Source organism: Microbacterium hatanonis (assembly GCF_008017415.1).
Taxonomy (GTDB): Bacteria; Actinomycetota; Actinomycetes; order Actinomycetales; family Microbacteriaceae; genus Microbacterium; species Microbacterium hatanonis.
The window spans coordinates 640228-664587 of the sequence record NZ_VRSV01000001.1 but is presented as its reverse complement, the minus strand read 5'-3'; the positions used below and the strand labels follow the sequence as shown (position 1 = coordinate 664587).

At 69.5% G+C, this 24360-nt stretch carries 24 protein-coding genes and 1 tRNA gene; 14 read left to right on the top strand and 11 right to left on the bottom strand.

What is annotated here, in order from left to right; genetic code table 11:
* Positions 1-33: 33 nt before the first annotated feature.
* From FVP77_RS03145 to FVP77_RS03130, 4 genes are all read right to left on the bottom strand, one after another.
* Positions 34-849, bottom strand: coding sequence for an LmeA family phospholipid-binding protein (locus FVP77_RS03145; protein WP_147893214.1), 816 nt, complete (start codon positions 847-849; stop codon positions 34-36).
* A gap of 83 nt (positions 850-932) precedes the next feature.
* Positions 933-1736, bottom strand: a complete 804-nt coding sequence (locus tag FVP77_RS03140; protein ID WP_147893213.1) for an LmeA family phospholipid-binding protein — start codon at positions 1734-1736, stop codon at positions 933-935.
* 4 nt (positions 1737-1740) lie between these two features.
* Positions 1741-3405: an arginine--tRNA ligase gene (locus FVP77_RS03135; protein WP_147893212.1), complete on the bottom strand. Its 1665-nt coding sequence runs from the start codon at positions 3403-3405 to the stop codon at positions 1741-1743.
* Between the two features lie 60 nt (positions 3406-3465).
* Positions 3466-4269 carry a transglutaminase-like domain-containing protein gene (locus tag FVP77_RS03130; RefSeq protein WP_147893211.1) on the bottom strand — a complete coding sequence of 268 codons (804 nt, stop codon included), beginning with the start codon at positions 4267-4269 and terminating at the stop codon, positions 3466-3468.
* A 197-nt stretch (positions 4270-4466) separates the two neighbouring features.
* Here FVP77_RS03130 and FVP77_RS03125 point away from each other — a divergent pair, with 197 nt between their 5' ends.
* Positions 4467-5678, top strand: a complete 1212-nt coding sequence (locus tag FVP77_RS03125; protein WP_147893210.1) for an MFS transporter — start codon at positions 4467-4469, stop codon at positions 5676-5678.
* 38 nt (positions 5679-5716) lie between these two features.
* On the opposite strand, the gene FVP77_RS03120 is transcribed toward FVP77_RS03125, so the two are convergent.
* On the bottom strand, positions 5717-6601 hold the full coding sequence (locus FVP77_RS03120) for a helix-turn-helix domain-containing protein (RefSeq protein WP_246133952.1): 885 nt from the start codon (positions 6599-6601) through the stop codon (positions 5717-5719).
* Between the two features lie 91 nt (positions 6602-6692).
* On the opposite strand from FVP77_RS03120, the gene FVP77_RS03115 reads away from it, so the two are divergent.
* A complete protein-coding gene (locus tag FVP77_RS03115; protein ID WP_147893208.1) occupies positions 6693-6920 on the top strand; it encodes a DUF2188 domain-containing protein in 228 nt (75 codons plus the stop codon).
* A gap of 64 nt (positions 6921-6984) precedes the next feature.
* Positions 6985-7060: transfer RNA gene (locus FVP77_RS03110), tRNA-Arg, on the top strand.
* A gap of 199 nt (positions 7061-7259) precedes the next feature.
* Here the strand turns inward: FVP77_RS03110 and FVP77_RS16715 are convergent.
* The 4 genes from FVP77_RS16715 to FVP77_RS03095 are packed head-to-tail and all read right to left on the bottom strand — an operon-like array spanning position 7260 to position 11150.
* Entirely contained in the window at positions 7260-8657 is a 1398-nt protein-coding gene (locus FVP77_RS16715; RefSeq protein ID WP_187266797.1) for an MFS transporter, read from the bottom strand.
* Positions 8654-9559, bottom strand: coding sequence for a polysaccharide deacetylase family protein (locus FVP77_RS16710; RefSeq protein WP_187266796.1), 906 nt, complete (start codon positions 9557-9559; stop codon positions 8654-8656). The genes FVP77_RS16715 and FVP77_RS16710 overlap by 4 nt, the downstream gene beginning before the upstream one ends.
* Positions 9556-10485 (bottom strand): polysaccharide deacetylase family protein, encoded by a 930-nt coding sequence (locus FVP77_RS03100; RefSeq protein WP_147893207.1) that lies wholly within the window; start codon positions 10483-10485, stop codon positions 9556-9558. The genes FVP77_RS16710 and FVP77_RS03100 overlap by 4 nt, the downstream gene beginning before the upstream one ends.
* Positions 10482-11150, bottom strand: coding sequence for a cysteine hydrolase family protein (locus FVP77_RS03095; RefSeq protein WP_147893206.1), 669 nt, complete (start codon positions 11148-11150; stop codon positions 10482-10484). Before FVP77_RS03095 ends, FVP77_RS03100 begins: the two co-directional genes overlap by 4 nt.
* Before the next feature lie 173 nt (positions 11151-11323).
* On the opposite strand from FVP77_RS03095, the gene FVP77_RS03090 reads away from it, so the two are divergent.
* The 11 genes from FVP77_RS03090 to FVP77_RS03045 all read left to right on the top strand — a co-directional run bounded on the left by FVP77_RS03090 (position 11324) and on the right by FVP77_RS03045 (position 22258).
* The gene (locus FVP77_RS03090) at positions 11324-12268 is read left to right on the top strand and encodes an alpha/beta hydrolase (RefSeq protein ID WP_187266795.1); all 945 of its coding nucleotides are present in this window, start codon (positions 11324-11326) and stop codon (positions 12266-12268) included.
* 101 nt (positions 12269-12369) lie between these two features.
* Positions 12370-13419 (top strand): class I SAM-dependent methyltransferase, encoded by a 1050-nt coding sequence (locus FVP77_RS03085; protein ID WP_147893204.1) that lies wholly within the window; start codon positions 12370-12372, stop codon positions 13417-13419.
* Positions 13420-13448: 29 nt separating this feature from the next.
* The gene (locus FVP77_RS16705; protein WP_187266794.1) at positions 13449-13745 is read left to right on the top strand and encodes a hypothetical protein; all 297 of its coding nucleotides are present in this window, start codon (positions 13449-13451) and stop codon (positions 13743-13745) included.
* Between the two features lie 80 nt (positions 13746-13825).
* Complete coding sequence (locus tag FVP77_RS03080; RefSeq protein WP_187266793.1) at positions 13826-15352, top strand: ABC transporter substrate-binding protein; 1527 nt, start codon at positions 13826-13828, stop codon at positions 15350-15352.
* A 62-nt stretch (positions 15353-15414) separates the two neighbouring features.
* On the top strand, positions 15415-16485 hold the full coding sequence (locus FVP77_RS03075; protein ID WP_147893202.1) for a class I SAM-dependent methyltransferase: 1071 nt from the start codon (positions 15415-15417) through the stop codon (positions 16483-16485).
* A complete protein-coding gene (locus FVP77_RS03070) occupies positions 16482-17513 on the top strand; it encodes an ABC transporter ATP-binding protein (RefSeq protein WP_147893201.1) in 1032 nt (343 codons plus the stop codon). Before FVP77_RS03075 ends, FVP77_RS03070 begins: the two co-directional genes overlap by 4 nt.
* Positions 17510-18565 (top strand): ABC transporter ATP-binding protein, encoded by a 1056-nt coding sequence (locus tag FVP77_RS03065; protein WP_147893200.1) that lies wholly within the window; start codon positions 17510-17512, stop codon positions 18563-18565. Before FVP77_RS03070 ends, FVP77_RS03065 begins: the two co-directional genes overlap by 4 nt.
* Positions 18566-18574: 9 nt before the next feature.
* The gene (locus FVP77_RS03060) at positions 18575-18847 is read left to right on the top strand and encodes a hypothetical protein (RefSeq protein ID WP_147893199.1); all 273 of its coding nucleotides are present in this window, start codon (positions 18575-18577) and stop codon (positions 18845-18847) included.
* Complete coding sequence (locus FVP77_RS03055) at positions 18844-19851, top strand: ABC transporter permease (protein WP_147893198.1); 1008 nt, start codon at positions 18844-18846, stop codon at positions 19849-19851. The genes FVP77_RS03060 and FVP77_RS03055 overlap by 4 nt, the downstream gene beginning before the upstream one ends.
* Entirely contained in the window at positions 19848-20801 is a 954-nt protein-coding gene (locus FVP77_RS03050) for an ABC transporter permease (protein WP_147893197.1), read from the top strand. Before FVP77_RS03055 ends, FVP77_RS03050 begins: the two co-directional genes overlap by 4 nt.
* Positions 20798-22258, top strand: a complete 1461-nt coding sequence (locus FVP77_RS03045; RefSeq protein WP_147893196.1) for an aldehyde dehydrogenase family protein — start codon at positions 20798-20800, stop codon at positions 22256-22258. Before FVP77_RS03050 ends, FVP77_RS03045 begins: the two co-directional genes overlap by 4 nt.
* A 29-nt stretch (positions 22259-22287) precedes the next feature.
* On the opposite strand, the gene FVP77_RS03040 is transcribed toward FVP77_RS03045, so the two are convergent.
* Together FVP77_RS03040 and FVP77_RS03035 are read right to left on the bottom strand one after the other, a co-directional pair.
* Positions 22288-23709, bottom strand: coding sequence for a carboxylesterase/lipase family protein (locus tag FVP77_RS03040; RefSeq protein WP_147893195.1), 1422 nt, complete (start codon positions 23707-23709; stop codon positions 22288-22290).
* On the bottom strand, positions 23706-24359 hold the full coding sequence (locus tag FVP77_RS03035) for an isochorismatase family protein (protein WP_147893194.1): 654 nt from the start codon (positions 24357-24359) through the stop codon (positions 23706-23708). Before FVP77_RS03035 ends, FVP77_RS03040 begins: the two co-directional genes overlap by 4 nt.
* Position 24360: the final 1 nt, after the last annotated feature.

The following is a 24360-nucleotide window of genomic DNA, read 5'->3' as shown; positions in this document are numbered from 1 at the left end:
CGCGCACTGCCCCGGCCGGAAGGACGCTGCGCGTCAGCCGCAGGTGCCCTTCTCCCCGAGCACCGCCGCGTCGAGCGCGGTCGTATCGACCGCGAAGCGCGCCACCAGCTGCTGGCTGTCCACACCCACCGACGTGATGCGCATCGCCGCGGGGAGTTCGGCCGCGAGGCAGACGGCGCGCGGCTGCAGCGCGGCGCTGGCGTCGTCGCCGTACCGGGCCCGGAGGTCGTCGAGCGCGATCTCGGTCTCACCGAGGCGCACGGAGGAGGTAGTGAGCGTGAGGGCGCCGCTGGAGTAGCCCGGCGTGAAGCCCATCCCCACGGATGTCGTCTGCCCGCCGGCCGACACACTCATCGACGCGGTCACGTCGGCTCCGTCGAGGCCGAACGTCATGCCCCCGACGCCCGCCATGTAGGTGAGCTGGCCGGCGTCGAAACGCGCCTCGCCGCGGATCTGGCGCGCGACCCCCTGCTCGCCGAGCGAGACGTCCGTCAGCTCGATCGACAGGTCGGCCGCGCCGCCGGCGATGTTCACGTTCTGCGACGACAGGGTGACCAGGCTCAGATTCCGCAGCAGCAACTGGGGCAGCACCGGCCCGGAGATCTCGGTGTCGACCCGTTGGGTGCTCGGAAGCTCGAACAGCTCGACGGCCGAGTGGCTGATCGCGGCCTGCATCACCGATCGCGCGATCCAGTCGAGGAGGCCGAAGACGAGCACGACGAACGCGAGGATCACGGCGACGACCGTCACGATGCGCCCCGCGCGACCCGATCCGCGGGGCTCGGGGTGCGCCGCGGGAACCGGAGCGACGGGCGCCAGCACCTCGGTGCGCTCGGATTCCATGACCATTCACGAAGTGTGCCGACACCTCGGGGCCTGCCGGGCGACGGCGGGAGGAACGAGATCGGATCGAGCGGTGAACGGGAGGCGAATCAGCCGCAGGTGCCGTTCTGGCGCAGGAGCGGGTCGACGACGACGGCACCGTCGATGTCGAAATCGGCGACGACCTCCGAGCCCTCCACCGAGACCGAGGTCAGCGTGAGGGCGGACGGGAGGTACTGGGCGATGCAGACGTCCCACGTGCGCAGCACCGAGTCGGCGAGACCACCGAACTGCTGACGCAGGGCGTCGGCGGTGAGTTCCACCCCGCCCGCCGTGAACGATGACGGCGTGAGGGTGAGGTCGCCCGCGCTCCCCGCGGCGGGGAGGAGCGCGATACCGACCGGGATCCCGACGCCGAACAGGCTCAGCTCGGTCGATACGGTCACATCGGGCGCGGCGATCCCCGCAGCATCCGCGGGAAAACCGTCGATCGTCGAGAGCAGGGCGCGCAGCTGGGTCTCGTCGAGGCGCACCGTCGCGGTTCCCGGGCCGGCGGCGGCGTCGGCACGGATCGGCATGTCGGTGATCGTCACGCGCACGTCGCCCGACAGCTCGCCGAACGTCACGTCGTCGGAGGCGATCGTGACCTCGTCGAGCGTTCCGGAGATCAGCTGCGGAATGACGAGGCCGGGCACCTCGACGTCGACGGGCTGGTCGGCGGGAAGGCCGACCTGTGACACGACCAGGGTGCGGATGCCGCCGGTCACCGCTCCGCGCGCGAGCCACTCCGCCCCGAACGCGGCCGACCCGATGAGGACGAGCACGATGACGAGCGTGACGATCCAGGGCCACAGGCGACGCCGACGCTTCGGCTGCTCCGTCGGTTCGAACGGCAGCGTGTAGGCGTCGGTCATCGGGTCACATCCGTTCCGGAGCGCTCACGCCCAGCAGGTCGAGACCGTTGCGCAGAACCTGACCGGTGGCGTCGTTCAGCCACAGGCGGGTGCGGTGCACGGATGCGACGGGCTCGTCGCCGAGCGGGATCACCCGGCAGCTGTCGTACCAGCGGTGATACAGGCCCGCGAGCTCTTCGAGGTAGCGCGCCACGCGGTGCGGTTCGCGCACCTCGGCGGCGAAGGCGACCACGCGCGGGAACTCCTGCAGGGCACCCAGGAGCGCCGACTCCGTCTCGTGGTCGAGCAGCTCGGGAGCGAATTCGGAACGGTCGACGCCGGAGGACGCGGCGTTGCGCGCCACGTTGTGCGTGCGTGCGTGCGCGTACTGCACGTAGAAGACGGGGTTGTCGTTCGTGCGCTTCTGGAGGATCTCGGGATCGAGCGTCAGCGGCGAATCGGCCGGGTAGCGCCCGAGGGAGTAGCGCAGCGCATCGGTGCCGAGCCAGGCCTGCAGGTCGTCGAGCTCGATGATGTTGCCCGCGCGCTTGCTGAGCTTGGCGCCGTTGATCGACACGAGCTGCCCGATGAGCACCTCGACGTTCTTCTCGGGGTCTTCACCGGCCGCGCCCGCGAGCGCCTTGAGACGGTGCACGTAGCCGTGGTGGTCGGCACCGAGCAGGTAGATCTTGTGTGCGAAGCCGCGGTCGCCCTTGTTGAGGTAGTAGGCGGCGTCGGCGGCGAAGTAGGTGTACTCGCCGTTGGACCGGCGGATGACCCGGTCTTTGTCGTCTCCGAAGTCGGTCGTCCTCACCCAGACGGCGCCCTCGTCGTCGAAGACGTGGCCCTGCTCGCGGAGGCGGTCGACGGCCTCGTCGACGAGGCTCGGCTTGCCCTCGTGCCGGGCGTGCAGCACGCGCTCGGAGAACCAGACGTCGAAGTGCACGTTGAAGCGCTCGAGCGACGCTTGGATCTCGTCGAGCTGCATGCCGTAGGCGAGCTCGGTCGCGACGTCGATCTGCTCGGTGGGCTCGAGCGAGGCGATGTCGGGGCGGGCGGCACGCACGCGGGAGCCGAGCTCGCCGATGTACTCCCCCGCGTAGCCGTCCTCCGGCGTCGGCTGGTCGAGCGCCGCCGCGAGCACCGAGCGACCGAAGCGCTCCATCTGCGCGCCGGCGTCGTTGATGTAGAACTCGCGTACGAGCGTGGCACCGCTGGCGAGCAGCAGGCGCGCGATCGAGTCGCCGAGGGCCGCCCACCGCGTGTGCCCGATGTGCAGCGGGCCGGTCGGGTTGGCGCTGACGAACTCGAGGTTGATGGAGGTGCCGCGCTGGGTGTCGTTCGAGCCGAAGGCGGCGCCGGACTCGACGATGGTCTTGGCCAGGGCACCGGCCGCTGCCGCGTCGAGGCGGATGTTGATGAACCCGGGGCCGGCGACCTCGACGCTCGCGATGCCGTCGACGCTCTCGAGCCCGGCCGCGATCTCGGCGGCGAGCTCGCGGGGGTTCGCGCCGACCTTCTTCGCGAGCTTCATCGCCGCGTTCGAGGCCCAGTCGCCGTGGTCGCGGTTCTTCGGACGCTCCAGCGGCAGGTCGGCCGCGGTGAGCCCCTCGGTCGACCCTTCGCGTCGCGCCTCGGCGAGAGGCGTCACGACGGCGAGCAGGGCGGCGGAGAGAACGTCAGGATCCATAGCCTCACCAGTCTACGGTTCGCGCGGCTGCGGGCCGGGTCGGCGCCGGGCGCGGGCCGATCAGGCCAACTGCACCAGCGCTTCGTGGTCGTCGGCGGCCTCGGGCGCAGCATCCGTCACCCACGCGTCGACGCGCATGCGCTCGAGCGTGAGGTTCGCGCCGTGGTAGCTGAGGAAGGCGCAGTCGGCCGCGTCACGGCCCGTCGCGATGCGCACGAGCGAGCGCCGGTCGGCGAGGCGCGTGGCATCGATGACGTACCACGACCCGTCCACATAGGCCTCGGCGACCGCGTGGAAGTCCATGGGCTCGAGTCCGGGCGCGAAGCACGCGGCGTAGCGCGCGGGCACGTCCATCGCGCGCAGCAGGGCGATGACGACGTGCGCGTAGTCGCGGCAGACGCCCTGGCCCGTCATCAGCGTCGTCACGGCACTGTCGGTGCCGAGGCTGAGGCCGGGCGTGTACACGACGCTCGACGAGACGAACTGCGAGACGGCGTCGACGAGCTCGACACCGCTGAGTCCGCGGAACTGACGCCGCGCCTGGGCGAACACCTCGTCGGACTGGCAGTAGCGGCTCGGGCGCAGGTAGGTGATGGTCTCGAGATCGCTGGTGTGGGCGATCGCCGCCGGACCCGAGATCGTCGCGTCGTACCGCACGGTGAGGGCGCCCGCCTCACCAGTGAACCGGTGCAGGCGACTGCCCGTCTGATCGACGATCTCGGTCGGCGTGTACACGCGGTCGCCCTGCGTGAAGGTGAGCTGCTCGCTCGTGACGGGCACGTTCGAGGCCGCGGTGATCTGGAAGATGAGGTCTGCGGATGCTGCGAGCTCGAGGTCGAGTTCGGCGGTAACGAGGCGCTGCACCGAGCAATCCTCGCACGCGTTTCCGACGTGTTCGCGCGCCGCCGACCCGCCGCGCGCGAGGTGCCGCGTTTCGGGCGATTGCGCCTTGCGGACGACCCGTTCCGAGGCATGTCGGCGGGAGTGCGGACCGGACGAACGGTCGGATGCGGCGGACGTCCGGTCGGGCGGGTGCGGTCGGCGACCGCGAGAGTAGACGTATGACAACGACCTCCCCCGTACCCGTCCAGGTCGCCACCGGTGCGCGTCGCATGCCCTACGGTGCGCTCATCGCTCTCATGCTCATGAGCTTCCTTCTGGTCACCGCCGAGTTCCTTCCGAACGGCGTTCTCACGGAGATGGCGGCGGGGCTCGGCGTCACCCCGGGACAGGCGGGCCAGACCGTCACCGTCACCGCCCTCGTGGGTCTCGTCGTCGCCCCGACGGTCGGGCTCATCTTCCCGCGGCTCGATCGCCGGACCCTCCTCGTCGTCATGGCCCTCGCGGCGGGGGCGTCGGGAGTGCTCGCGGCGATCGCCCCCAACCTCGTGCTCGTGCTGCTGGCGCGGTTCCTGCTCGGGGCGGCCATCAGCGCGTTCTGGGCGATGTCGATCACCGTGGCCGCGCACGTGGCGGGCCCCGAGAGGGTCGGGCGCGCGGTGATGTTCACCTCGGCAGGCATGTCGCTCGCCACCGTCGCCGGCGTTCCGCTCGGCGTCGTCCTGAGCGAGCTGGTCGACTGGCGCGCGACCTTCCTGATCATCGGGGTCGCCACCGCCCTCCTCGCCATCCCGCTTCGCGTCTCGCTGCCGAGCGTGCCGGCGACCCAGGCGGCCAGCATCCGGATCCTCGTCGACACCGTTCGCCGACGCGGCGTGGGGCTCGGACTCGCCGGCCACGTGCTCATCGTGCTCGGGCACTTCCTCGCATACACCTACATTCGGCTGGCCCTCGAGCGCACACCGGACGTCGATGCGGGCATCGTCGTGGTGCTCCTCGCGCTCTTCGGCGCCGGCGGTCTGATCGGCAACATCGTGATCGGGCTGGTCATCGACCGCTCGTTGGCGTTCTTCGGTGTGTTCGCACCGGTCGCCATGGCCGTCGCAGTGATCGGCGTGCTGCTGCTGCCCGGGGCGGTCGTGGCGATCGGTGCCGCCGTGTTCGTCTGGGGCATGTTCTTCGCGTCGTGGCTGATCATCGTGAACGCGTGGGTCGGTCACCGGATGCCCGACCGACTCGAGGCCGGCGGAAGCCTCGTCGTCGTCGGGTTCCAAGGGGCGATCGTGCTGGCGGCCGGCTTCGGCGGCATCCTCGTCGACAGCCTCGGCGTCGAAGCGAACTACGTCATCGGGATCGTGCTGCTCCTGGTCGGCGCGGCGCTGTTCGGAGCGTCGAACCGCGCGTCGTCGAGAGCCGACGTCGGCGAGCGTTGAGCCGCGGGCGGGGGCGGCTGCGCTGCCTCCGCCAGATCTCAGACCGCGACGCCGCCGCGATGGCCGGCACGCCAGGATGACGGCACGACGCCGACGTGGCGGCGGAAGGCCCGACTGAACCCTTCGTCGGAGGCGTACCCCATCGCGCGCGAGGTCTCCGACACGCTGCGTCCTGACTGGAGCATCTCCTGGGCGCGCCGCATCCGCACCTCGGTGACGTAGCTGGCCGGCGAACGGCCGAAGGCGGCGCGGAACCGCTCGGTCAGCACCGTGCGCGACATCGCGCCGATGGTCGCGAGCGCGTCCACGGTCCACAGGCGCCCCGGCTCGTCGCGGACGGCCGCCGCGACCCGGTCGAGGTAGTCGTCGCCCGTCGTGAGCGGCAGCCGCGATGCGCTGTCACGGTCGGCCCATGCGCGGATCACCGACAGCAGGACGGTCGTCACCATCAGCCGGCAGATCATGGGGTCACCGGTGCGTGTCGCGTCACCGTCGCCCGGACCGAGTTGCGCGGCGAGCGCGGCGGCGGCCGGCTCGAGCCTCGCGAATCCCGTGACGAAGATCACCCCCGGCAGAGGCCGGACGGCGTTCGGGGAAGTCACGTGCACCTCAGCGGTCATCAGCCGCGCTCCCGAGGTCGACGTGAGCGAGGCCGCGCACCTCCCGAAGGAGAGGAACGCGTCGCCGGCGAGAAGCGTGCGCGTCGCGCACAGCGACGCGGCGCCGGCGGCGACGTCCACCGCGCAGGCCGTCTCCGACGACGCATCCCCGGTGACCTCCCCCGCCACGACGTAGACGAGGGTCAGCACTCCGCGATCGACACCGAGGCGTCCTCCGGCCGGCAGCGATCGTTGCCGCGTCTCGCCCAGCTGCACATCGAGGGACGAGAGCACGCTCTCCAGCGTCGCGGGATCGAACGTCACACGGCTGGCAACGACCGACGTCCGAGAGGTATTCCGCCGGCACCGTGTCAAGGCGGGTGACTCCCCGGTGCAAGGGGAGTTGACTTCCGCCATGGCTCAAGACGAAGTGCACACCCGTTCGAACCGCGGTCAGTGGGAGAACTACGTCGAGGGGCGCCCCGAACTGTCGGCGAGCTTCTCGAGCAAGGAAGAGGCCGTCGACCAGGGTCGGGCGCTCGCCGACCAGCTCGGCACCCATCACACCGTGGAGGACGCCGAACCTACCGGCGTGATCACGGACGAAGGCGAACCCGCCTCAGACTCCGACCCCGTCATCTGACGGATGCTGCGCGCCGCTCGGGTGACGGGCGAGTAGCGCCGCCGGTGGTAGCCTCGTTCAGTCCGCCTCCGTAGCTCAGGGGATAGAGCGTTGGTTTCCGGTACCAAAGGTCGCTGGTTCGATTCCAGTCGGGGGCACCATATCACTGCGGGTTTCTGCAGAACACCTCGCATGCATGCGCCGACCTGACGAAGACGAGAACGCGCTTGGTCAGGGGCGGCCCGACCGTTCTCGGCGAGACCGAGCGGCCACCATCGTTATGGGCCCGAGCCGCATGGGGCGTCAGCCGCACCCGCAGACTCGAGAGCCGCACGGTCGCCGTCGGTCCTGTCGACGGTGTCACTCGGCTCGGCGACGTTTCGCCCGAGCGAAGACGCTGAGGACAGCGAGCAGCAGACCGATTCCCGCGATCGCAACGCCCAGGCGCCGGATGCCGCCGTCGTCGAGACCCGTGCCGATCAGCGCCGCGACGACGACCGAAGACAGGGCAGCGCCCACGTACTGGGAGGTTCGATAGAGTCCGCTGCTCATGCCCATGGCGTCGGCGGGCACGCTGTCGTGCAGGATCAGCTGGTTGCCGATGTTGTTGAATCCGTTCGGGACGCCCAGGAGCGCGGCAGCTGCTATCAAGAGCCACAACGGTGCGTCGTCCGACACCCACACGGCGAGCACGCCGCCCCCGGCAGCGAACGCGATCCCGCCCACGATGAGCAGGGAGCGAGGCGAGAGCCGCCGGCCGAGGGTGGTGGCGAGGATCGTGCTGGCGACCCCGACGCCGAACACCGGAAGAACGACGAGCCCCACCACAGCCGGAGAGAGGCCCCGGTGCGCCTCCAACCATTGCGGGAATCCGTAGAACACGGCGTAGAACGCGATGAATGTGACGACCGCTCGCGCACAGGTGGCGGTCAATTCCTTATGCCGTGCAAGTAACCGCAGGTCGAGCAGCGGGGTGCGCGCCCGAAGCTCGCGGAAGACGAACGCCGCCCAGAGGGGCAGCGATGCGGCCACGACGACGAGGCCGGTGAGGTCACCCCCGACAACGTCCGCCAAGGCGAGGAGCCCCATCATCGTCAGGACGAGTGCGGCGACGAAGAGAACGAGACCGCCCGGATCGAGAAGTCGAGTGACCTCGCGCACCCCATAGCGGCCTGGTGGGGCCTCCCGCGGAACGCGAGAGACGACGAGGAGTGCGGACGTGAGAACGATAGGCACGTTCACCCAGAAGATTCCTTGCCAGCCCGTGGCGGTGACGATGAGTCCGCCGAGGGTGGGGCCGATCGCCGCCGTCGTCTGTCCGCATAGCGCGATGACCCCGATCGCTGGGCGCCCGTCGGCCTCGCGTTCGGCCGCCTGCCGTCGAATGATCGACATGGCAGCAGGGAAATGGAGGGACGCACCCACTCCCAGCAACACACGGTCGGCGACGAGGAGGTCCATTGTGGGGACGAACGGACCGAACACCGCGGCGACGAGCACGATGCCCAAGCCCACCAGGTACATCCGACGCGCCCCGAAGAGATCGACTAGTCGACCGGCGACCGGTGAGGCGACCGCGCAGGCGATGTAGAACGCAGAAACGAGCCACGGGAGCTGATCCCCCGCTCCGAACCACGCACCGACTGAGACGATAGCCACCGCGATGAGCGACGAGTTGAGGCCCTGAAGCACCGTCCCCGACCCGAGCACCCACCCGAGCGACCGGGGCAGCGGTGGGCGCCGCGCGTCCGCCGTCACGCCAGCGTGGACGGCAGCACGATCCGCACGTCCGAACGATCGGCGAGGTAGGCGAGCGTGCGCTCGGCGACATCGGCGAAGCACGCCTGTCCGAGCACCCAGCCGAACCAGCTCAGTCCGAGGAATCTCGGCCCTACGATCGCGGCGTCCTCGATGAGCTGATCGACGGTGGCGCGCAGCATCCGCTCGTACTCGACGAAAGGGAGCCCTCGGGTATAGAGGGCGAACATGTCCTCGGTGTCGAGGGCGAACGGCAGCGCGGTGAGACCCGCAGCCGCACCCTCGAGCTGCACGGGAGCCTCGTCGAGCGGCCAGTCCCCGATCCAACGGAACCCGGCGTCGGCCAGGACCGACGTCGTGCGGGGCGTCGACGCCCGTTCGGGACCGAACCAGCCGACTGGGGTCGTCCCGGTCGTCTGGGACACGACCGCCGTGGTCTCTTCGACGTAGGCGCGCTCCTCGCCCGCCGACATGTTCGCCGACAGGATCGCGTTGGCCGCGCTCCCGCGCACGACGATCTCGCCCGCGCGAGCGGCGACCGCCTCGGCGAGGCCGGGCATCGCCGCGCAGCCCTGAGCGTCGAGGGCCACAGCCACTGGCACCTCGGCCTGCTCGGCGATCCGCAGCAGGCGGAACACCCCGGTGGTGAGGCCGAAGTCCCACTGCGAAAGTCGGGCCACCTGCCCGTGCGCGGGTTCTCCGGTCTCCCGACCGACACCCCCCTGCATCGCGCGCGGCTTCCGAGCACCCGCCGGGACGACATCGAGATATGCCGGCGCGTGCAGGAGCACGCTCACGGTGAGCGGAGTCGGCGACTGCCACGACGCCCGGGACGGCTCGAATGATCGAGGGATGTCGGGGGCGTAGACCGTGGCCTCCGCGGGGTGAGGGATCAGCGTCATCTCGCGGGCATCCTCTCGCCGAGAGCGGCGGCATGCGTCAGCTGCTCGTCGTAGTGGTGTTCGATGTAGTGGTCAGCGATGTCGCCGGCGGTCGTCACCCAGATCCGATCGTCGGCGCGCACCGCCGCGAAGATCTCGGCGAGGGCCCGCGCGAGGTGAGGCTGGCCCATGACGAAGGGATGCGTCGCGAGGCAGACCACGCGTCCCTGCCCGTCCTCCTCGCTATCGCGGAGAAGCCGGTCGATCTGCGCGCGCGCCAGGCGGACGAACTCTTCGGCGGAGAAGTGCTTGGCATGTAGCAGGGGCACGTCGTTCAGCATGTACGAGTACGGCATCGAAACAAGGCGCGCCCCGGAGTCGGTGCGCAGCGGCCTCGGCTGCTCGTCGTGCACCCAGTCGGCGTGATACGTCATGCCGTGGCGCACCATCAGATCGCAGGTGTTGTCGGTTCCGGACACCTTCGGGCCCAGCATCCCCTTGATCCGACGGCCGTCGTAGTAGGTCGTCGCGAGCGCTTGGCTGAGGGCGTAGAAGGCGTCCTCTTCCTCGAGCGAGTAGCCGTACAGCGGTCGCAGATTCGAGATGCCGTGGCTCATGACCTCCCAGTCGCGGGCGAGCATCGCGTCGCGAACCTCCGGTATCTCCTCCAGCACCGACAGGCTGAGCGACACGGTCGAGGGCATGGCGAACTCGTCCACGATCCGCAGCATCCGCCAGAACCCGACGCGGTTGCCGAAGTCGCGATGCGCGTAGTGCTGGAGGTCGGGGGTGTCCACCCTGCCCTGCACCACGCCGCTCGGGGGGACGTAGTCGTAGTGTTCGACGTTGGGGGCATGCCAGAAGGCGAGTGTCTTGCCCCCGGGCCAGGTCACGCGCGGTCGCCCTTCGATCGGGGCGTAGACGAGGCGGCTGTTGTTGTCGATCACGCGGGAGCGGCCATCTCGCGACGTCGGCCGAGCGCGGCGAAGTGCCCGAGCATGTGCTCCAGGCTGCGCACGTCGCCGAAGCGGTCCTGCATGTCCCAGAGCGACACCTCGCCCGAGACGGTGCGGAAGTCGTCGACGCACTCCTCCACAACCGACACCCGATAGTTGCGGTAGGCGGCATCCATCACCGTCGCACGCACGCACCCGCTGGTGCTCGTGCCGACGACGACAACCTCATCGATGTTGAGTTCGGTGAGCAGATCATGGAGGCGGGTCTTGTAGAAACCGGTGGCGACGGTCTTCTCGACGACGTGGTCGCCGGGCTGCACCGCGACCACATCGCTGATCTCCGTCCACGGATTGCCACGCTCGCACCGCTCCGTCAGGGAGGAGCGCACGCGCTGGGCGAGCATGCGGTCCTCCAAGGAGTCGAGAATCATCACGAGATAGATGACGGGCACGCCCGCCGCGCGCGCCGCGTCGAGCAGGACGGCGGTATTCGACAGTGCCGCCGCCGCCGAAGGGCCGGACTTCTCGTGTGCCACGAACGCCTTCTGGAAGTCGACGATCACGACCGCCGGGCGCTCCCCGTGTCCGACCTTCGTACGTTCGGCGCGCAGCCGTCGGATCGTCGCGATCTCATCGTCCCAACGTGTCTCAGTCATGTCGACCTATCCCATATCGTGCGAACAATAAACTCATATAGTGAGGACTCTAGAGACCGAACGCTCGAGACGGCAAGGCGCGCGCCCGCAATTTACACACCGGTAACGACCGCCGGATAGACCTGTGGATGCGAGGCCCGCCCTCCATCCCGAGCGCCGACGATGGAGGACTTATGACCGCTCTGTTCGTACCCGACCGCACCGGAGCGCCCCTGGATGCGGACCTCGCCCGGATTCAGGCGGCGATCCAGGAGTCCGGCCGATACCCGATCGGCTTCGACATCCCGGGGCCCGAAGCCCGTCGGCGCGCCCGCGAGCGGGACGCGGAGTTCTACGCCCCCGAAGCCTTCGACGTCGCATCGATCGAGGACACCGTGATCCACCTCGCAACGCGCGACATCCCGGTGCGCATCCAGCGCCCCCACGAGCCGAAGGGCGGAACCGTGGTCTACTTCCACGGCGGCAACTGGATCCACGGCGACCTCGACTCCCACCAGAGCAGCGCCGCCCGTCTCGCGCTGCGCACCGGGGCGACCGTCGTGCAGGTCGACTACCGGCTCGCGCCGGAGCACCCGTTCCCCGCGGCCGTCGACGACGCCTGCGATGCCCTGAAGTGGTCGGTCGACAACGTCGGCGGACTGGGCGGTGACCCGCAGCGCGTCGCCGTGGCCGGCGACAGCTCGGGCGGCAACCTCGCCGCGGTCGCCGCCCAGTGGGCCCGCGATGAAGGGATCCTCCTGGCCGCGCAGCTGCTGCTGTATCCGGTCACCTTCCTCGGCGACTTCGCGCGCGAGCTGGTCGGGCGCCAGTACCTCGGAGACGCTCTCGACACCGTCGGTGAGGATCCGCGCCTCGGACCGGCGTTCGGGCGCCTCGAGGGCCTGGCGCCCGCGATCGTCGGCGTCGGGGAGCACGACTTCCTCTACGAGGACAACATCGCCTACGCGCGCGCCCTCGCCGACGCCGACGTCGCAGTGACTCTGCGCGTGTTCCCCACCCTCCCCCATGGCTTCTTCGGGCACGGTGCGTCAAGCCCGACGGCAGACGCCGCGGCCGACCTCCTCTGCAGGGATCTCGCGGGGGCGCTCTCCGAACCACGTACCGAAGCTGCCCGCTGACGCGTCTGTTTCGAGCGCGTAAATTCCCGACGACCGGCTTGGCATTCTCTACATATGCGGTTTACATTCCTACATATTGAGAACCCGGAAGGAAACCTCGAGTGGATATCGACCTGAGCCAGCGCTCCCGAGCCGCCCTGCAGTTCCTCGGCGCCACGCAGTCGTTCGCCGGAGGAGTGCTCCAGAAGCGCGCCGCCGCCGACTACGAGACGGCCGTCGCCGAGCCCCCGGCGACACTCGCCCAGCGCAAGGAATCCGTCGAGCAGACGCTCGAGGACAACGCCGCCTGGTGCTTCGACCGGATGCTGACGCGCTGGGTCGCTGAAGAGGTTTACGTCCGCGCGCTCCCGGCCGTCGACGAGGTCCGTGACGAACTGCAGTCGTGGATGGCGGAGCAGACCCCCGCGGGCACGCTCCGCCTGCGGTCGGATCTCGTCGCTCCCGCGTACTGGGAGAACGGCTTCCATCTCGCCCCCGGCGGGTGGGACGGCCACGAACTCACCGGCCCGGCGATCCACGAACTCGTCTTCAAGTACGTCCTCACCCCCGGAGGGGTGGGGGCGGTCAAGACCGGAGAGAACCTCCTTGACCAGCGCACGCTCGCGGCGCGCGAAGCCCCCCGCGACAGCTACGAGAACATCGTGGAACTGGGCTCTGGGCCGGGGCGCTTCACTCACGCACTGCGCCGCACCTACCCGGAAGCGAAAATCACCGCCGTCGAACTGTCGACGACGTCGCTCGTGTACGGGCACGCTCTGGCCGGGGCGTCCGGTTACGACATCGACTGGGTGCACGCCGACGCCGCGGACACCGGCCTCGCCGGCGGTCAGGCCGATCTTGTCGCCGCCTACACCCTGATGCACGAGGTGCCCACGGACGAGAACCGGAGGATCCTCGCCGAGGCCTTCCGCCTGCTCGCGCCCGGCGGAGACCTGCTCATCAGCGAGGTCGCCCCGTACCCCATGCATTCCGCCTTCCGCGCGGTCGTCCTGGACTGGGAGACCGAGAACCGCGGCGAGCCGTTCTGGCGCGATGCCCTCCTGATGGACCTGCCGGGGATGCTCACCGAGGCCGGTTTCACCGATATCGACGCGTACGGCGTCGGCGGCGGCGTCCACCCGTGGATCACCCGCGCCCGCAAACCCCTCTGACCCCCACCCCAGCGAACAGGAGCACCACGATGGCCGGCGGCGACGTTCCCACCCGTCCTACCTACCTCGGAGATTCGCGTCTCGACGATGTCGCGCGCATGGTCTTCGAACTGACCAGCGAACTGTGGGTCCTCAAGGACCGCACGATCATGCTCGAGACCCTTCTCGCGCAGAACGGCGTGGTCGCCCCAGGCGCCCTCGACGCCGCACAACCCGATGCCGACCTGCAGCTGAAGCTCGCCGAGGAGCGCAAGGCGCTCGTCGCACGGGTCTACGGGGCGGTGCTGGACTCCGACACCCGCGCGGCAGCCGCACTCGCACGCTGACGCCCGCTTCTTCCTCTCGCTCCACCGCTCCACCTGCCCCACTCACTGTTCCGCTTCACCCGATAAATCAGGAGCACCACGTGTCCCGTGCACACCGCATCGCAGGCCCGCGCCTTCTCACCTCCACTGCCGTCCTCCTCGTGGGCGGATTGACCCTGTCGGCATGCGCCGGCGCCGCCGGCGGCTCCGACGGGAGCGGCGCGACGGCCGAATCCATCGTGGTCGGCACCAGTACCACGCTTAACAATCTGAACCCGCTCGAATCGCAGTACAGCACCACGGTGTTCGCCTCCTACGACTCCCTCGTGCGCCTCGGCGACGACCCCGCCGTGCCCGAGGCACGTCTGGCCACGGAGTGGACGAATCCCGACGACAGCACGTGGGTCTTCACCCTTCGCGAGGGCGTCACGTTCCACGATGGCAGCGACTTCACCGCCGAGGACGTCGTCTTCACCCTCGACGAGACCGTCGCCGGCAGCTACAGCGCCGCGCCCCTGCTCGAAAACCTGACGTGGGAGGCGACCGACGACTACACCGTCACCATCACCACCGCCGAACCCGACCCTCTCGTCCTGACGAAGATGAGCCAGGTCTACATCGTGCCCTCGGACGCGTGGGCCGAACTCGGCGCCGAGGCGTTCTCGTCCGAGGTGATCGGCACCGGCTCCTACACCGCGAGCGACTTCGTCGCCGGTTCCGGGATCACCTTCACCGCTTTCGATGGATTCTGGGGAGACGCCCCCGCCACCCCGACGATCGATTACCGCGTCTACGCCGACCCGACTTCGCTCGCATCGGCAATCGAGGCGGGCGAGCTCGACGTCGCCCATCAGATGGGCGTACCGGCTATCGAGACCCTCTCCGGCAATACCGACGTGACCGTCTTCGGCGAGTGGAGTGGCAACCAGAACTTCTTCCAGCTCAACACGCAGAAGGCGCCGTTCGACAACGTCGAGGTGCGCGAGGCCGCCAACCTCGCGATCGACGTCGACGGACTCATCGAGGCGCTGACCGCAGGGCAGGGCGTGAAGGAAGACGGGCAGCTCCCCATGCCCGGGATCTTCGGTCACACGGATGAGATCACGCGACCGGATTACGACCCCGAGGCCGCCCGCGCCCTGCTCGAGAAGAACGACGCCGTCGGTGCCGAGGTGACGATCATGGGCCTTTCCGCGTACAGCACGCTCTACGAAGCCATCGGCGCCCAGCTCGAGGCGGCCGGCTTCGCGGTCACGATTGATGCGGTCGAGACGACCGTCTGGCTCCAGGCCTTCGGCAATGGAACCGACGCGGACATCTTCTACCGCGGTATGTCGTACGTCGGCACCCGCGACGCGGATCGCCCGTTCTCCTTCGTCAGCACGACCGCGCGCCCGATGGTCGTCGACCCCGAGTGGGACGCACTCTACGCGGCGACGAAGACCGCGATCGATCCCGCCGTGCGCGAGGGGCTGCTCGTCGAGGCGAGCCAGTATCTCGCCGACCAGTCGTACATCCTCTGGACCTACGGTGCCCCGACCGTCGGGGCCACCGGAGCGAACGTCAGCGGCGTGGACTTCTCGACCGGCATCGCCATCGTGCTCGACACGATCGTCAAGTCCGAATGACACCCGGGGTGGGCGGCATGCGTGCCGCCCACCCTCTCTCCTCCCCACGAGAAAGGCCGCTCATGACGATCGATGCCCCCGCGGCGCCCGCGATCACCCTCGATCAGCGCGGTCGCGCCGAACTCCAGTTCCTCTCCGGGCTGCGGGCGAGCCTGGCTCCGCTGCGTTCGGCCATCAGGACCCGACTCGAGCAGTCCGGCGCCCTCGACGACCCCTTCGACGACATCGAGTCGCTCCGCGAGCGCACCGACGCCGCACTGAGCGACTCCGCCGATCTTCGCCTCCTCGGCGCCACACTGCGCTGGAGTCGCGATCGGGCCACGCCGCGCGCCGTCGCCGCCTTCGAACGATCCCGCGACAGCCTCGAGCCCCTCGCCCTCGCCGGCGCCGAGATCGACGACATCGTGGCGGGCGACGCACCCCGCTACTGGAGTTATGAGTTCCACGGCACCGCCGGGGGCTGGGACGGCCACGAGCACATGGGGTTCATCCACCACGAGCTCGTCTACCGGCACATCATCATGGCGGCGTACGGCGGCGACATCTACGCCGTCCGAGGCAAGGTCGCCGCCGCTGCGCCCCGCGAGACCTACCGCCGCATCCTCGACCTCGGTGCGGGTACCGGGCAGTACACGATGAAACTCGCCGAGACCTACCCCGATGCCGAGATCATCGCGCTGGACATCTCCCGTTCCGCGCTCGGCTATGCGCTCCGCCGCGGTCTCGACGCCGGCCACACCTGGCGCGGAGTACGAGCACCCGCAGAGGCGACCGGGCTCCCCGCAGCATCCGTCGATCTGGTGACCTCGTTCATCATGCTCCATGAGGTTCCGCCTCACGTCACCCGGGGCGTGCTCGACGAGGCGTTCCGCGTCCTGGCCCCCGGAGGTGACATCCACTTCTCCGACGTGACCCCGTATCGCGAGCGCAGCACCTACCAGGCGTGGGCCGACGACTGGGACGCCGAGAACGGGTCCGAGCCGTGGTGGCGCACCGCCGCGAGCATGAACCTGAGCGATCTCGCCCGCGCCGCGGGGTTCACCGACATCGTCGAGCGCGGGCTCGGCGACGGCAACTACCCCTGGGTGCTCACCGCACGCAAGCCCGAAGACATCCCGGAGGCATCGTCGTGAGCGTCCCCAGCAGTGCCCGACCACCGGTGACCTCCCATGTCGCGTTGAGCATGCGCGACGTCAACGTCTTCCTCCCGACCTCGACGGGCGAGATCCAGATCCTTCGCGACATCACGTTCGACGTCGGGCGCGGATCCGTCTTGGCGCTCGCGGGCGAGTCGGGGTCGGGTAAGTCCACCGCGATGCTCGCCGCGCTTCGCCTCCTCCCCTCGGGCGCCCGCATCACGGGAGAGGTCACCGCGAACGGCGAGCGCATCGACCTCCTGGATGCTGCGGGGCTCCGCCGATTCCGGGCGTCAGCCGCGCGCGTGATCTTCCAGGACCCCTGGAGCTCGTTGCACCCGATGCACTCGCTCGGGGACCAGCTCATCGAGTCCGCCCGTTCCGCCGACCGCGGCCTGACCAAGGCCGCAGCCCGCAGTCTGGCGGAAGAGACCCTCCAGCGCGTCGGAATCTCGGATCCCGCCGCCCGCATGCAGAGCTACCCCCACCAGGTGTCGGGCGGCCAACTCCAGCGCGTCGTCATCGCAATGGCTCTCGTCGCCTCCCCGTCGATTCTGGTGTGCGACGAGCCGACGACCGCCCTCGACGTGACGACGCAAGAGCAGATCCTCGACCTCCTGCGCGAGCTGAAGGAGACCCTCGGCCTGACGATCCTCATCGCCACGCACGACCTCGACGTCATCAGCGGTCTCGCCGACGACCTCGTCATCATGTACGGCGGCACGGTCGTCGAACGAGGCCCCGTGCACGACGTTCTCGAGCGGCCCACGCATCCCTACACCTGGGCGCTGCTGCAGTCCTCCCCCGACCACCGGCCGGGCGAACGCCTGCGCCCCATCGAAGGACGTCCACCCGCCCTCGACGACCTCCCGCCCGGGTGCGCGTTCGCACCTCGGTGCGGCTCGGCGGAGGAGATCTGCCGCACGACGCCGGCACGGCTCCTGCAGATCGACCGCGGGCGCGCGACCGCCTGTACCCGGGTGCAAGCGCAGTCCGGCATCTCTGAAGTGGAGGCGGCGGCATGACCGATCACGACACCGCGGCAACCCCCGTCCTGCAGCTGATCGACCTCGAGCAGCACTTCCCCGGCCCGCGCCGCAAGACTGTGCGCGCGGTGGACGGCATCTCGCTCTCGCTGGCGAAAGGCGAGACCGTGGGCCTGGTCGGAGAGTCGGGCTCGGGCAAGACGACCGTCGGCCGCACGGCGCTCCGGCTCTACCGTCCCACCGGCGGACGCATCCTCTTCGAGGGGAACGACGTTTCTTCGCTGCGTCCTTCTCAATTGGATCGTGTGCTGCGCCGACGCTCGGCGATGATCTTCCAAAACCCCTCGACGTCGCTGAACCCGTACATGCGCATCATCGACTCGCTCATGGAGCCCCTCGAGATCCAGGCCGTCGGCACCCGGGCGAGCCGGTACGAGACGGCGATGGCGATGCTGGAGAAAGTCGGCCTCGACCCCCGCTCGGCCGTGCGCTACCCGCGCGAGCTGTCCGGCGGGCAGCGTCAGCGCATCGGCGTGGGTCGCGCGCTCATGCTCGAGCCGTCGCTCATCGTCGCCGACGAGCCGACGGCGGCACTCGACGTCTCGGTGCAGGCGCAGGTCATCAACCTGATGGCCGACCTGCAGGCCGAGCGAGGACTCGCCTATCTGTTCATCAGCCACGAGCTCTCGCTCGTCCGCCACATCAGCCACCGCGTCGCGGTGATGTATCTCGGACGAATCGTCGAGGTGGGCACGGCCCAGGAGATCTTCGACGAGCCGCTGCATCCGTACACCGTGTCGCTCGCCTCGATGACACGACGGGACGGCCGGAAGATCGTGCCGCGCGGCGACATCCCCTCGCCGATCGATCCCCCGTCCGGCTGCCACTTCCACACGCGCTGCCCCATCGCACGCAAGGTCTGCGCCACCGACGATCCCGCGGCGGTGACGACCCCGACCGGTCGCTCGGTGATGTGCCACTTCCCCGGGGAGCTCTCATTGCCCGCCGACGAGCGCCCTCCCGTCCAGCTCCCCTACCCCGTCATCGGCGCACCGGCCACCCGCCCGGTCGAGACGGCCGCCCGCGTCTGAAGGACCCCTATGCCTGGATTCGCCATCGACTCCCCCCGTTATCTCGAGCCCACGCAGGACACGGATTCCCTGTTCCGGATGCTGCTCGAGCTGGCCTCCGAGGTCTGGGTACTCCGTGACCGGCTGACGCTGGTCGAACGCACGCTCGACGAGAAGGGGTGCCTCACCCGTTCCGATCTCGACAGCGCCGAGCCGGGCCCGGCGGCCGAGGCGGAACTCGCGAAGGAACGCGCGCAGTTCGTCGAACGGCTGATCTCCTCCGCGCACCGGGCCGACGCATGACCGCGCCCGCGCTGGTCACGCCGACCGTCTCGTCCGCAGCCCGACCGGCGGCACGGTCCGCGCGTCGTGCGTCGTGGATCGTCGGCTTCCTGCTGCGTCGAGCGGCGATGCTCGTGCTCGTGCTCGTCGGTGTGGCGACGCTTCTCTTCGTCCTTTCGCGCGCATCGGGCGATCCGGCGCTGATCTTCTCACCCCCGGCCGCCACCGCCGACCAGCTGGAGCAGACCCGCATCCGGCTCGGTCTCGATCAGCCCGTACTGGTGCAGTATGCGCAGACCATCATCGGAGCGTTCACGCTGCAGTTCGGCGATTCCTTCGCCTCCCGACAGGATGCGTGGACTCTCGCCGTGACACGGCTCGTGCCGAGTCTCGCGCTGCTCGTGCCGGGCATCGCGATCGGCGCGACCGTCGCGTTCGCCGTGGGCATCTATGCCGCGCTCCGCCAGTCGAAGGTCCGGAGCCGGGTGTTGATGTCGATCGTCGTCATCATCGACGGCATCCCGTACTTCCTTCTCGCTCTCCTCCTTGTGCTCGTGTTCGCGGTTACCCTGCGCGTCCTCCCGGCAACGGGCAGCTCCGGAGCGGAGAGCATGGTCCTCCCCATCGCCGTCTTGGCGCTGTCGAGCGTCGCGGCCCTCTCGCGCATCGTGCGCGGTCAGATGATCGACGCGCTCGGCGCGGAGAGCGTACTGATGGCACGCTCCAAGGGTGTGGCGCCTCGTACGGTGCTGTTCGGCCACGCGTTGCCCCTGGCGCTTCCGCCGCTGATCTCCTACATCGGCATCATGTTCTCATTCATGTTCGGCTCGCTCCTGATCCTCGAGCCGATCTTCAACTACAACGGTCTGGGATCGCTGCTGGTGCGCAGCGTCACGTCGCGCGATTTCACGATGGTGCAGGCCTGCGTCTTCCTCATCGCCTTGATCGTGACGAGCGTGAACATCCTGGCCGACCTGCTCGTTCGGATCCTCGATCCCCGACTCCGCTCGGAGGTGGCACTGTGACGACTCTCACCCAGGGCGGCAGGGGGGCGCGACCCGGCGCAGCCGTCGCCCGCGCTCGCGGACGCGGCCGTTCGCGCTCCCGATACGCCGACATCCTCATCAAGACGTGGCGCAAGCCCTCGGGGCGCGCGGCGATCATCGGTCTCGCCGCCCTCTTCGTGATCGCGGTCTTCGCCCCGGCGATCGCGCCCGTGCCGCCTACGCAGCAAGACCTGCAGGCAGCCAACGAAGCACCGGGGTGGCTTGGCGGCGCAGGGGGCTTCCTCGGCACCGACGGACTCGGACGGGACGTGTTCAGTCGTATCGTCTACGGCCTCCGTCTCAGCCTGCTGATCGGCGTCTGCGCGGCCACCCTCGGGATGCTCATCGGACTGATGTTGGGCGTACTGGCCGGGTACTTCGAGAAGCATCTCGGGCCCGTGCTGATGCGGCTGGCCGACATCCAATTCGCGATCCCGTTCACGGCCGTCGGTATCGCCCTGACCGCGGTGATCGGACCGGGCGTGCTCGGTCTGATCCTCATCCTCGGCATCTGGGGGTGGACGACCTACGCCCGCACGATCGTCTCGACGGTCGAGCAGACGAAACGACTGGACTTCGTCGTGGCGGCGCGGTCGTTCGGGGCCTCCCCGACACGGATCATGGTGCGTCACCTCACACCCTCGGTGATCCCGCCGGTCATCGTGCTGTGGTCTACCTCCGCGGGAATCCTCGTCCTCGCCGAGAGCGCCCTCAGCCTCCTCGGGCTCGGTGTGCAACCACCCGACTTCTCGCTGGGCTCGATGTTGGCCGACGCTCAGCTCGACCTCCGCCAAGCACCGTGGGCGGCGATCGCCCCGGGCGCCGCGCTGATGGCGATCGTGCTGTGCTTCAACACGCTCGGCGACGCCATGCGCGATTCATTCGACTCCCGCGCGACGCGCGTCTCCTACGACCCGGAGCTGTCATGACATCGACCGCCGACGCCTACGACACCACCCCCGAGGATCTCGCCGGATGGCTGCGGTCTCTCGACCTGGCGCAGACCGTGGGCGGCATCGATATTGCCGGTGCCGGCGCGGCCGACGTCGTGTACCCGGTGACGGAAGAGGTCATCGCGCGCGCGCCCATGGGCGACCCGGAGACAGCGGATGCGGCGATCGCAGCCGCGGCCACCGCATTCGCCACGTGGGCTCGCACGCCGTGGGCGGAACGACGAGCCGCGCTGCAGCGCTTCGCCGATGCCCTCGAGCGCGACGCGGTGGAGCTCGCCACGGTCGTCACCGCCGAAACGGGGCGACCGCTGCGGCGCGCGCTCGGCGAAGTCTTCGGCGGGGCGATCTACGTCCGCACCGTCGCGGCTGTACCCCCGTTCGAGAAGACTGTGCCGCATCCACGTTCGCGGATCCGGATGAACCACCGCCCGCTCGGCGTCGTCGCGGCCATCGCGCCCTGGAACGGGCCCGTCATCCTGGCGGTGGTCAAGATCGCGACCGCGCTGCTCGCGGGCAACACGATCGTGCTGAAGCCCTCCGAGTTCTCCCCCCTCTCCGCCCTGCTGTTCGGGCGCATCGGCCGCGAAGCCTTCCCGCCAGGCGTCTGCAACATCGTCACCGGCGGACCCGAGGTGGGCGCACGGCTGACCTCTCATCCCGCCGTGGCCAAGATCTCCTTCACCGGGTCGACGGCGACCGGCCGCCGCATCGGCCAAACGGCGGCGGGCAATCTCGCCCGCGCGACCCTCGAACTCGGCGGGAACGACCCCGCGATCGTCCTCCCCGACGCCGACCTCGAACAGTTCGTTGAGGTAACCACACAGATGTCGCTGGCGAACGCCGGCGCCTTCTGCTCGGCGATCAAGCGCGCCTACGTGCACGAGGACGTCCTCGACGAGGTCGTCGATCGTTTCGACGCGCGCCTCCGACGCCTCACCTGGGGCGACGCCTTCGACCGCGCGACCGACCTCACCCCGGTCCAGAACCGTCCCCAGTACGAGCGGGTGCTCGGTTTCGTCGACGACGCGGTCGCCGCGGGCGGAACCCTGCACGGTACCGGGCGTCATCCGATGACGCGGGGGTACTTCGTCGAACCGAGTGTGGTCACCGGTCTCGCCCGCGACCATCGACTCGTCGTGGAGGAGCAGTTCGGACCGATTCTGCCGCTTCTGCCGTTCCGCGACCTCGACGACGTCGTGGCGGAAGCAGACTCCGGGCCCTACGGGCTCGGGGCATCGGTGTGGTCGGCCGACGAGGATCGGGCCGTCGACATCGCGGAGTCGCTCCAGGTCGGTACCGTCTGGGTCAATCAGCACGGTGCATTCGAGGCCGGAATCCCCATGCCGATGGCCAAGGACTCCGGGCTCGGGATCGACTATGCGGAGTACGGGGTGGCCGAGCACAGCCAGGCCGTCGTCATCAATATCGCTTGACCACCGCCGGGAGTCCTGACCAGAAGCCCTCAGTCGTCGAGGAAGAGCGCGCGCTCGCGCTCGAAGAGCGGCTGGTCGACGTCGTCCACACCGTAACGCCGGCCAACCCCTCGATGGCCTGCTGCGGCCCACCCCGGATCACCGGTTCGGGCGAAGGTTACCCAATCGGCACGCATCCGTGCGCCGACCGCCGAGCCGGCAGCGACACCGAACAGGTGCGGGATCTCGGAGGAGTGCGACACCCGGCCGGTCTCGTCCGGCACCGCGAACTCGTAGACCCACGTCGTCCCCGGCGTACGCGCTCGCGCGAAGCGAGGAACGGTACGACGGAAGATGCGGTCGGACACGAACTGCCCCACTGCCTCCCGGGCGGGGATGGTTTCGGGAAGGAGCGAGAGGTACTCCCGCGCCCCCTCCTCGCCCCATGCCTCCGTGAGTATTGCGAGAGCCCCGAGGCTTTCGCACTCGTCCACGAAGGGCGCCGGAGTGTCCATCTCGTGGACGACCGCGCCGATGAGCAGGGGAACATCGTGCCCCAGGCCCCTTCGGCTCTCGTCGAGCATGGGTCCAGCGACGAGGTCGTCGTCGATGACGGGCATGTAACGCAGCGTGGTCCCGATGCCCGCTGCGCGCACCCACCCTCCCGCGGAGGGGGCAGGCGCAGCATCCCATGATCGGTACTGCGCCGACTGGATGACACCCAAAGGAAGAGCCGAGAGCCCGGCGAGCGTCGGGGCCACGCCGAGGTGCGCGGCGAGGGCACCGGTGATGCTTCGCGCGGCGTCGCGGGAGATGTCGAGCTCGGCCGGCGACTGGGCGATCGCTGCGTGGAACAGCCCCCGGGTGTGTGCCAGCGTCAGCAGCCGCAGCACCGCTGACGCGCCAGAGGATTGACCCGCGATCGTCACACGACCGGGGTCGCCCCCGAACCGGTCGATGTTGTCGCGCACCCACTCGAGGGCGGCGACCCAGTCCCGCACCCCCCGGTTCTGGACGGCATCGGGCACGAATCCGTACCCGTCGAAGCCGACCCGGTAGTTGATCGCGACGCCGACGACTCCCAGGGCCGCGAACGCCGTCATGTCGTAGCGGGGATCGCCCGCGGAACCCTCGTGATAGGCCCCGCCGTGGATCCACACCAGCACAGGACGGGGGTCCCCATCGTCGCCCTGACCCGCAGCCGAGAACACCGAGAGGTTCAGTACCTCGTCACCCGCCACCGTGTGCTCTGGGATGACCCCCCGGGCGTTCGGAACGGCGCGCAGCGGTGTCGCTCCCGGGCGGGTGGCGTCGCGAACTCCCCGCCACGCCGGCACCGGCGCCGGACCCGCGAAACGCAGCGGCCCCGTGGGTGCGGCCGCATAGGGGATGCCCCGAAAAGTCGCTATCCCGTCGGCGTCGACGCTTCCGCGCACCCGTCCGGCGCGCGTGGTCACGACGACGTCGCTCACCGGTCGCCTCCAGCCAGGTAGGCGAGCATCTCGTCGATGGAGCGGACCTCGCCGATCTTGGCCTGAATATCGCGGAGGTTGCTCTCATGAGGTTCCGGGTGACGGTCTCCGACGGCCTCCCGCACGACCACGGGCACGAACCCCGACTGCAGCGCATCGAGCGCGGTCGCGCGCACGCACCCGCTCGTGGAGAGGCCGGCGATCAGGACCGTGTCCACCGCCTGCCGCGCGAGTGAGGAGGCCAGCGCGGTTCCGAAGAACGCGCTCGGATACTGCTTGGTGATGACGACCTCGCCATCGCGATGCTCGAGCCCCTCGATGGGCAGCGCGAGAGGGTCACCGGCACGAAAGCTCGCCGCGGCAGGCACTTTGTCCGCGAACCTCCCACCGTCACCCGGGTGCTCGAAGAGCACGCGGGTGAAGTACACCGGGATGGCGGCCGCACGCGCGGCCGCCAGCAGCACCTTCATCTGTTCGACCGCATCCTCCACTCCGGCGTATAACGCGGAATCGGGTTCGGTGTATGCGCGGGCCGGATCGACCACGACGAGCGCGGGACGCGCGCCCAGTGTCAGTCGCCCGGCGAGCCCCGCCGCGGCGAAGTCGTCCGCGAGGTCGGTCAGGAGCGACCTTGCCGGGTGCTCGACCATC

Coding starts and splice junctions, on each gene's coding strand:
- FVP77_RS03145 (WP_147893214.1), bottom strand. CDS start 849: ATGGTCATGGAATCCGAGCGCACCGAGGTGCTGGCGCCCGTCGCTCCG.
- FVP77_RS03140 (WP_147893213.1), bottom strand. CDS start 1,736: ATGACCGACGCCTACACGCTGCCGTTCGAACCGACGGAGCAGCCGAAG.
- FVP77_RS03135 (WP_147893212.1), bottom strand. CDS start 3,405: ATGGATCCTGACGTTCTCTCCGCCGCCCTGCTCGCCGTCGTGACGCCT.
- FVP77_RS03125 (WP_147893210.1), top strand. CDS start 4,467: ATGACAACGACCTCCCCCGTACCCGTCCAGGTCGCCACCGGTGCGCGT.
- FVP77_RS03115 (WP_147893208.1), top strand. CDS start 6,693: ATGGCTCAAGACGAAGTGCACACCCGTTCGAACCGCGGTCAGTGGGAG.
- FVP77_RS16710 (WP_187266796.1), bottom strand. CDS start 9,559: ATGACGCTGATCCCTCACCCCGCGGAGGCCACGGTCTACGCCCCCGAC.
- FVP77_RS03095 (WP_147893206.1), bottom strand. CDS start 11,150: ATGACTGAGACACGTTGGGACGATGAGATCGCGACGATCCGACGGCTG.
- FVP77_RS03090 (WP_187266795.1), top strand. CDS start 11,324: ATGACCGCTCTGTTCGTACCCGACCGCACCGGAGCGCCCCTGGATGCG.
- FVP77_RS16705 (WP_187266794.1), top strand. CDS start 13,449: ATGGCCGGCGGCGACGTTCCCACCCGTCCTACCTACCTCGGAGATTCG.
- FVP77_RS03075 (WP_147893202.1), top strand. CDS start 15,415: ATGACGATCGATGCCCCCGCGGCGCCCGCGATCACCCTCGATCAGCGC.
- FVP77_RS03065 (WP_147893200.1), top strand. CDS start 17,510: ATGACCGATCACGACACCGCGGCAACCCCCGTCCTGCAGCTGATCGAC.
- FVP77_RS03060 (WP_147893199.1), top strand. CDS start 18,575: ATGCCTGGATTCGCCATCGACTCCCCCCGTTATCTCGAGCCCACGCAG.
- FVP77_RS03055 (WP_147893198.1), top strand. CDS start 18,844: ATGACCGCGCCCGCGCTGGTCACGCCGACCGTCTCGTCCGCAGCCCGA.
- FVP77_RS03045 (WP_147893196.1), top strand. CDS start 20,798: ATGACATCGACCGCCGACGCCTACGACACCACCCCCGAGGATCTCGCC.
- FVP77_RS03035 (WP_147893194.1), bottom strand. CDS start 24,359: ATGGTCGAGCACCCGGCAAGGTCGCTCCTGACCGACCTCGCGGACGAC.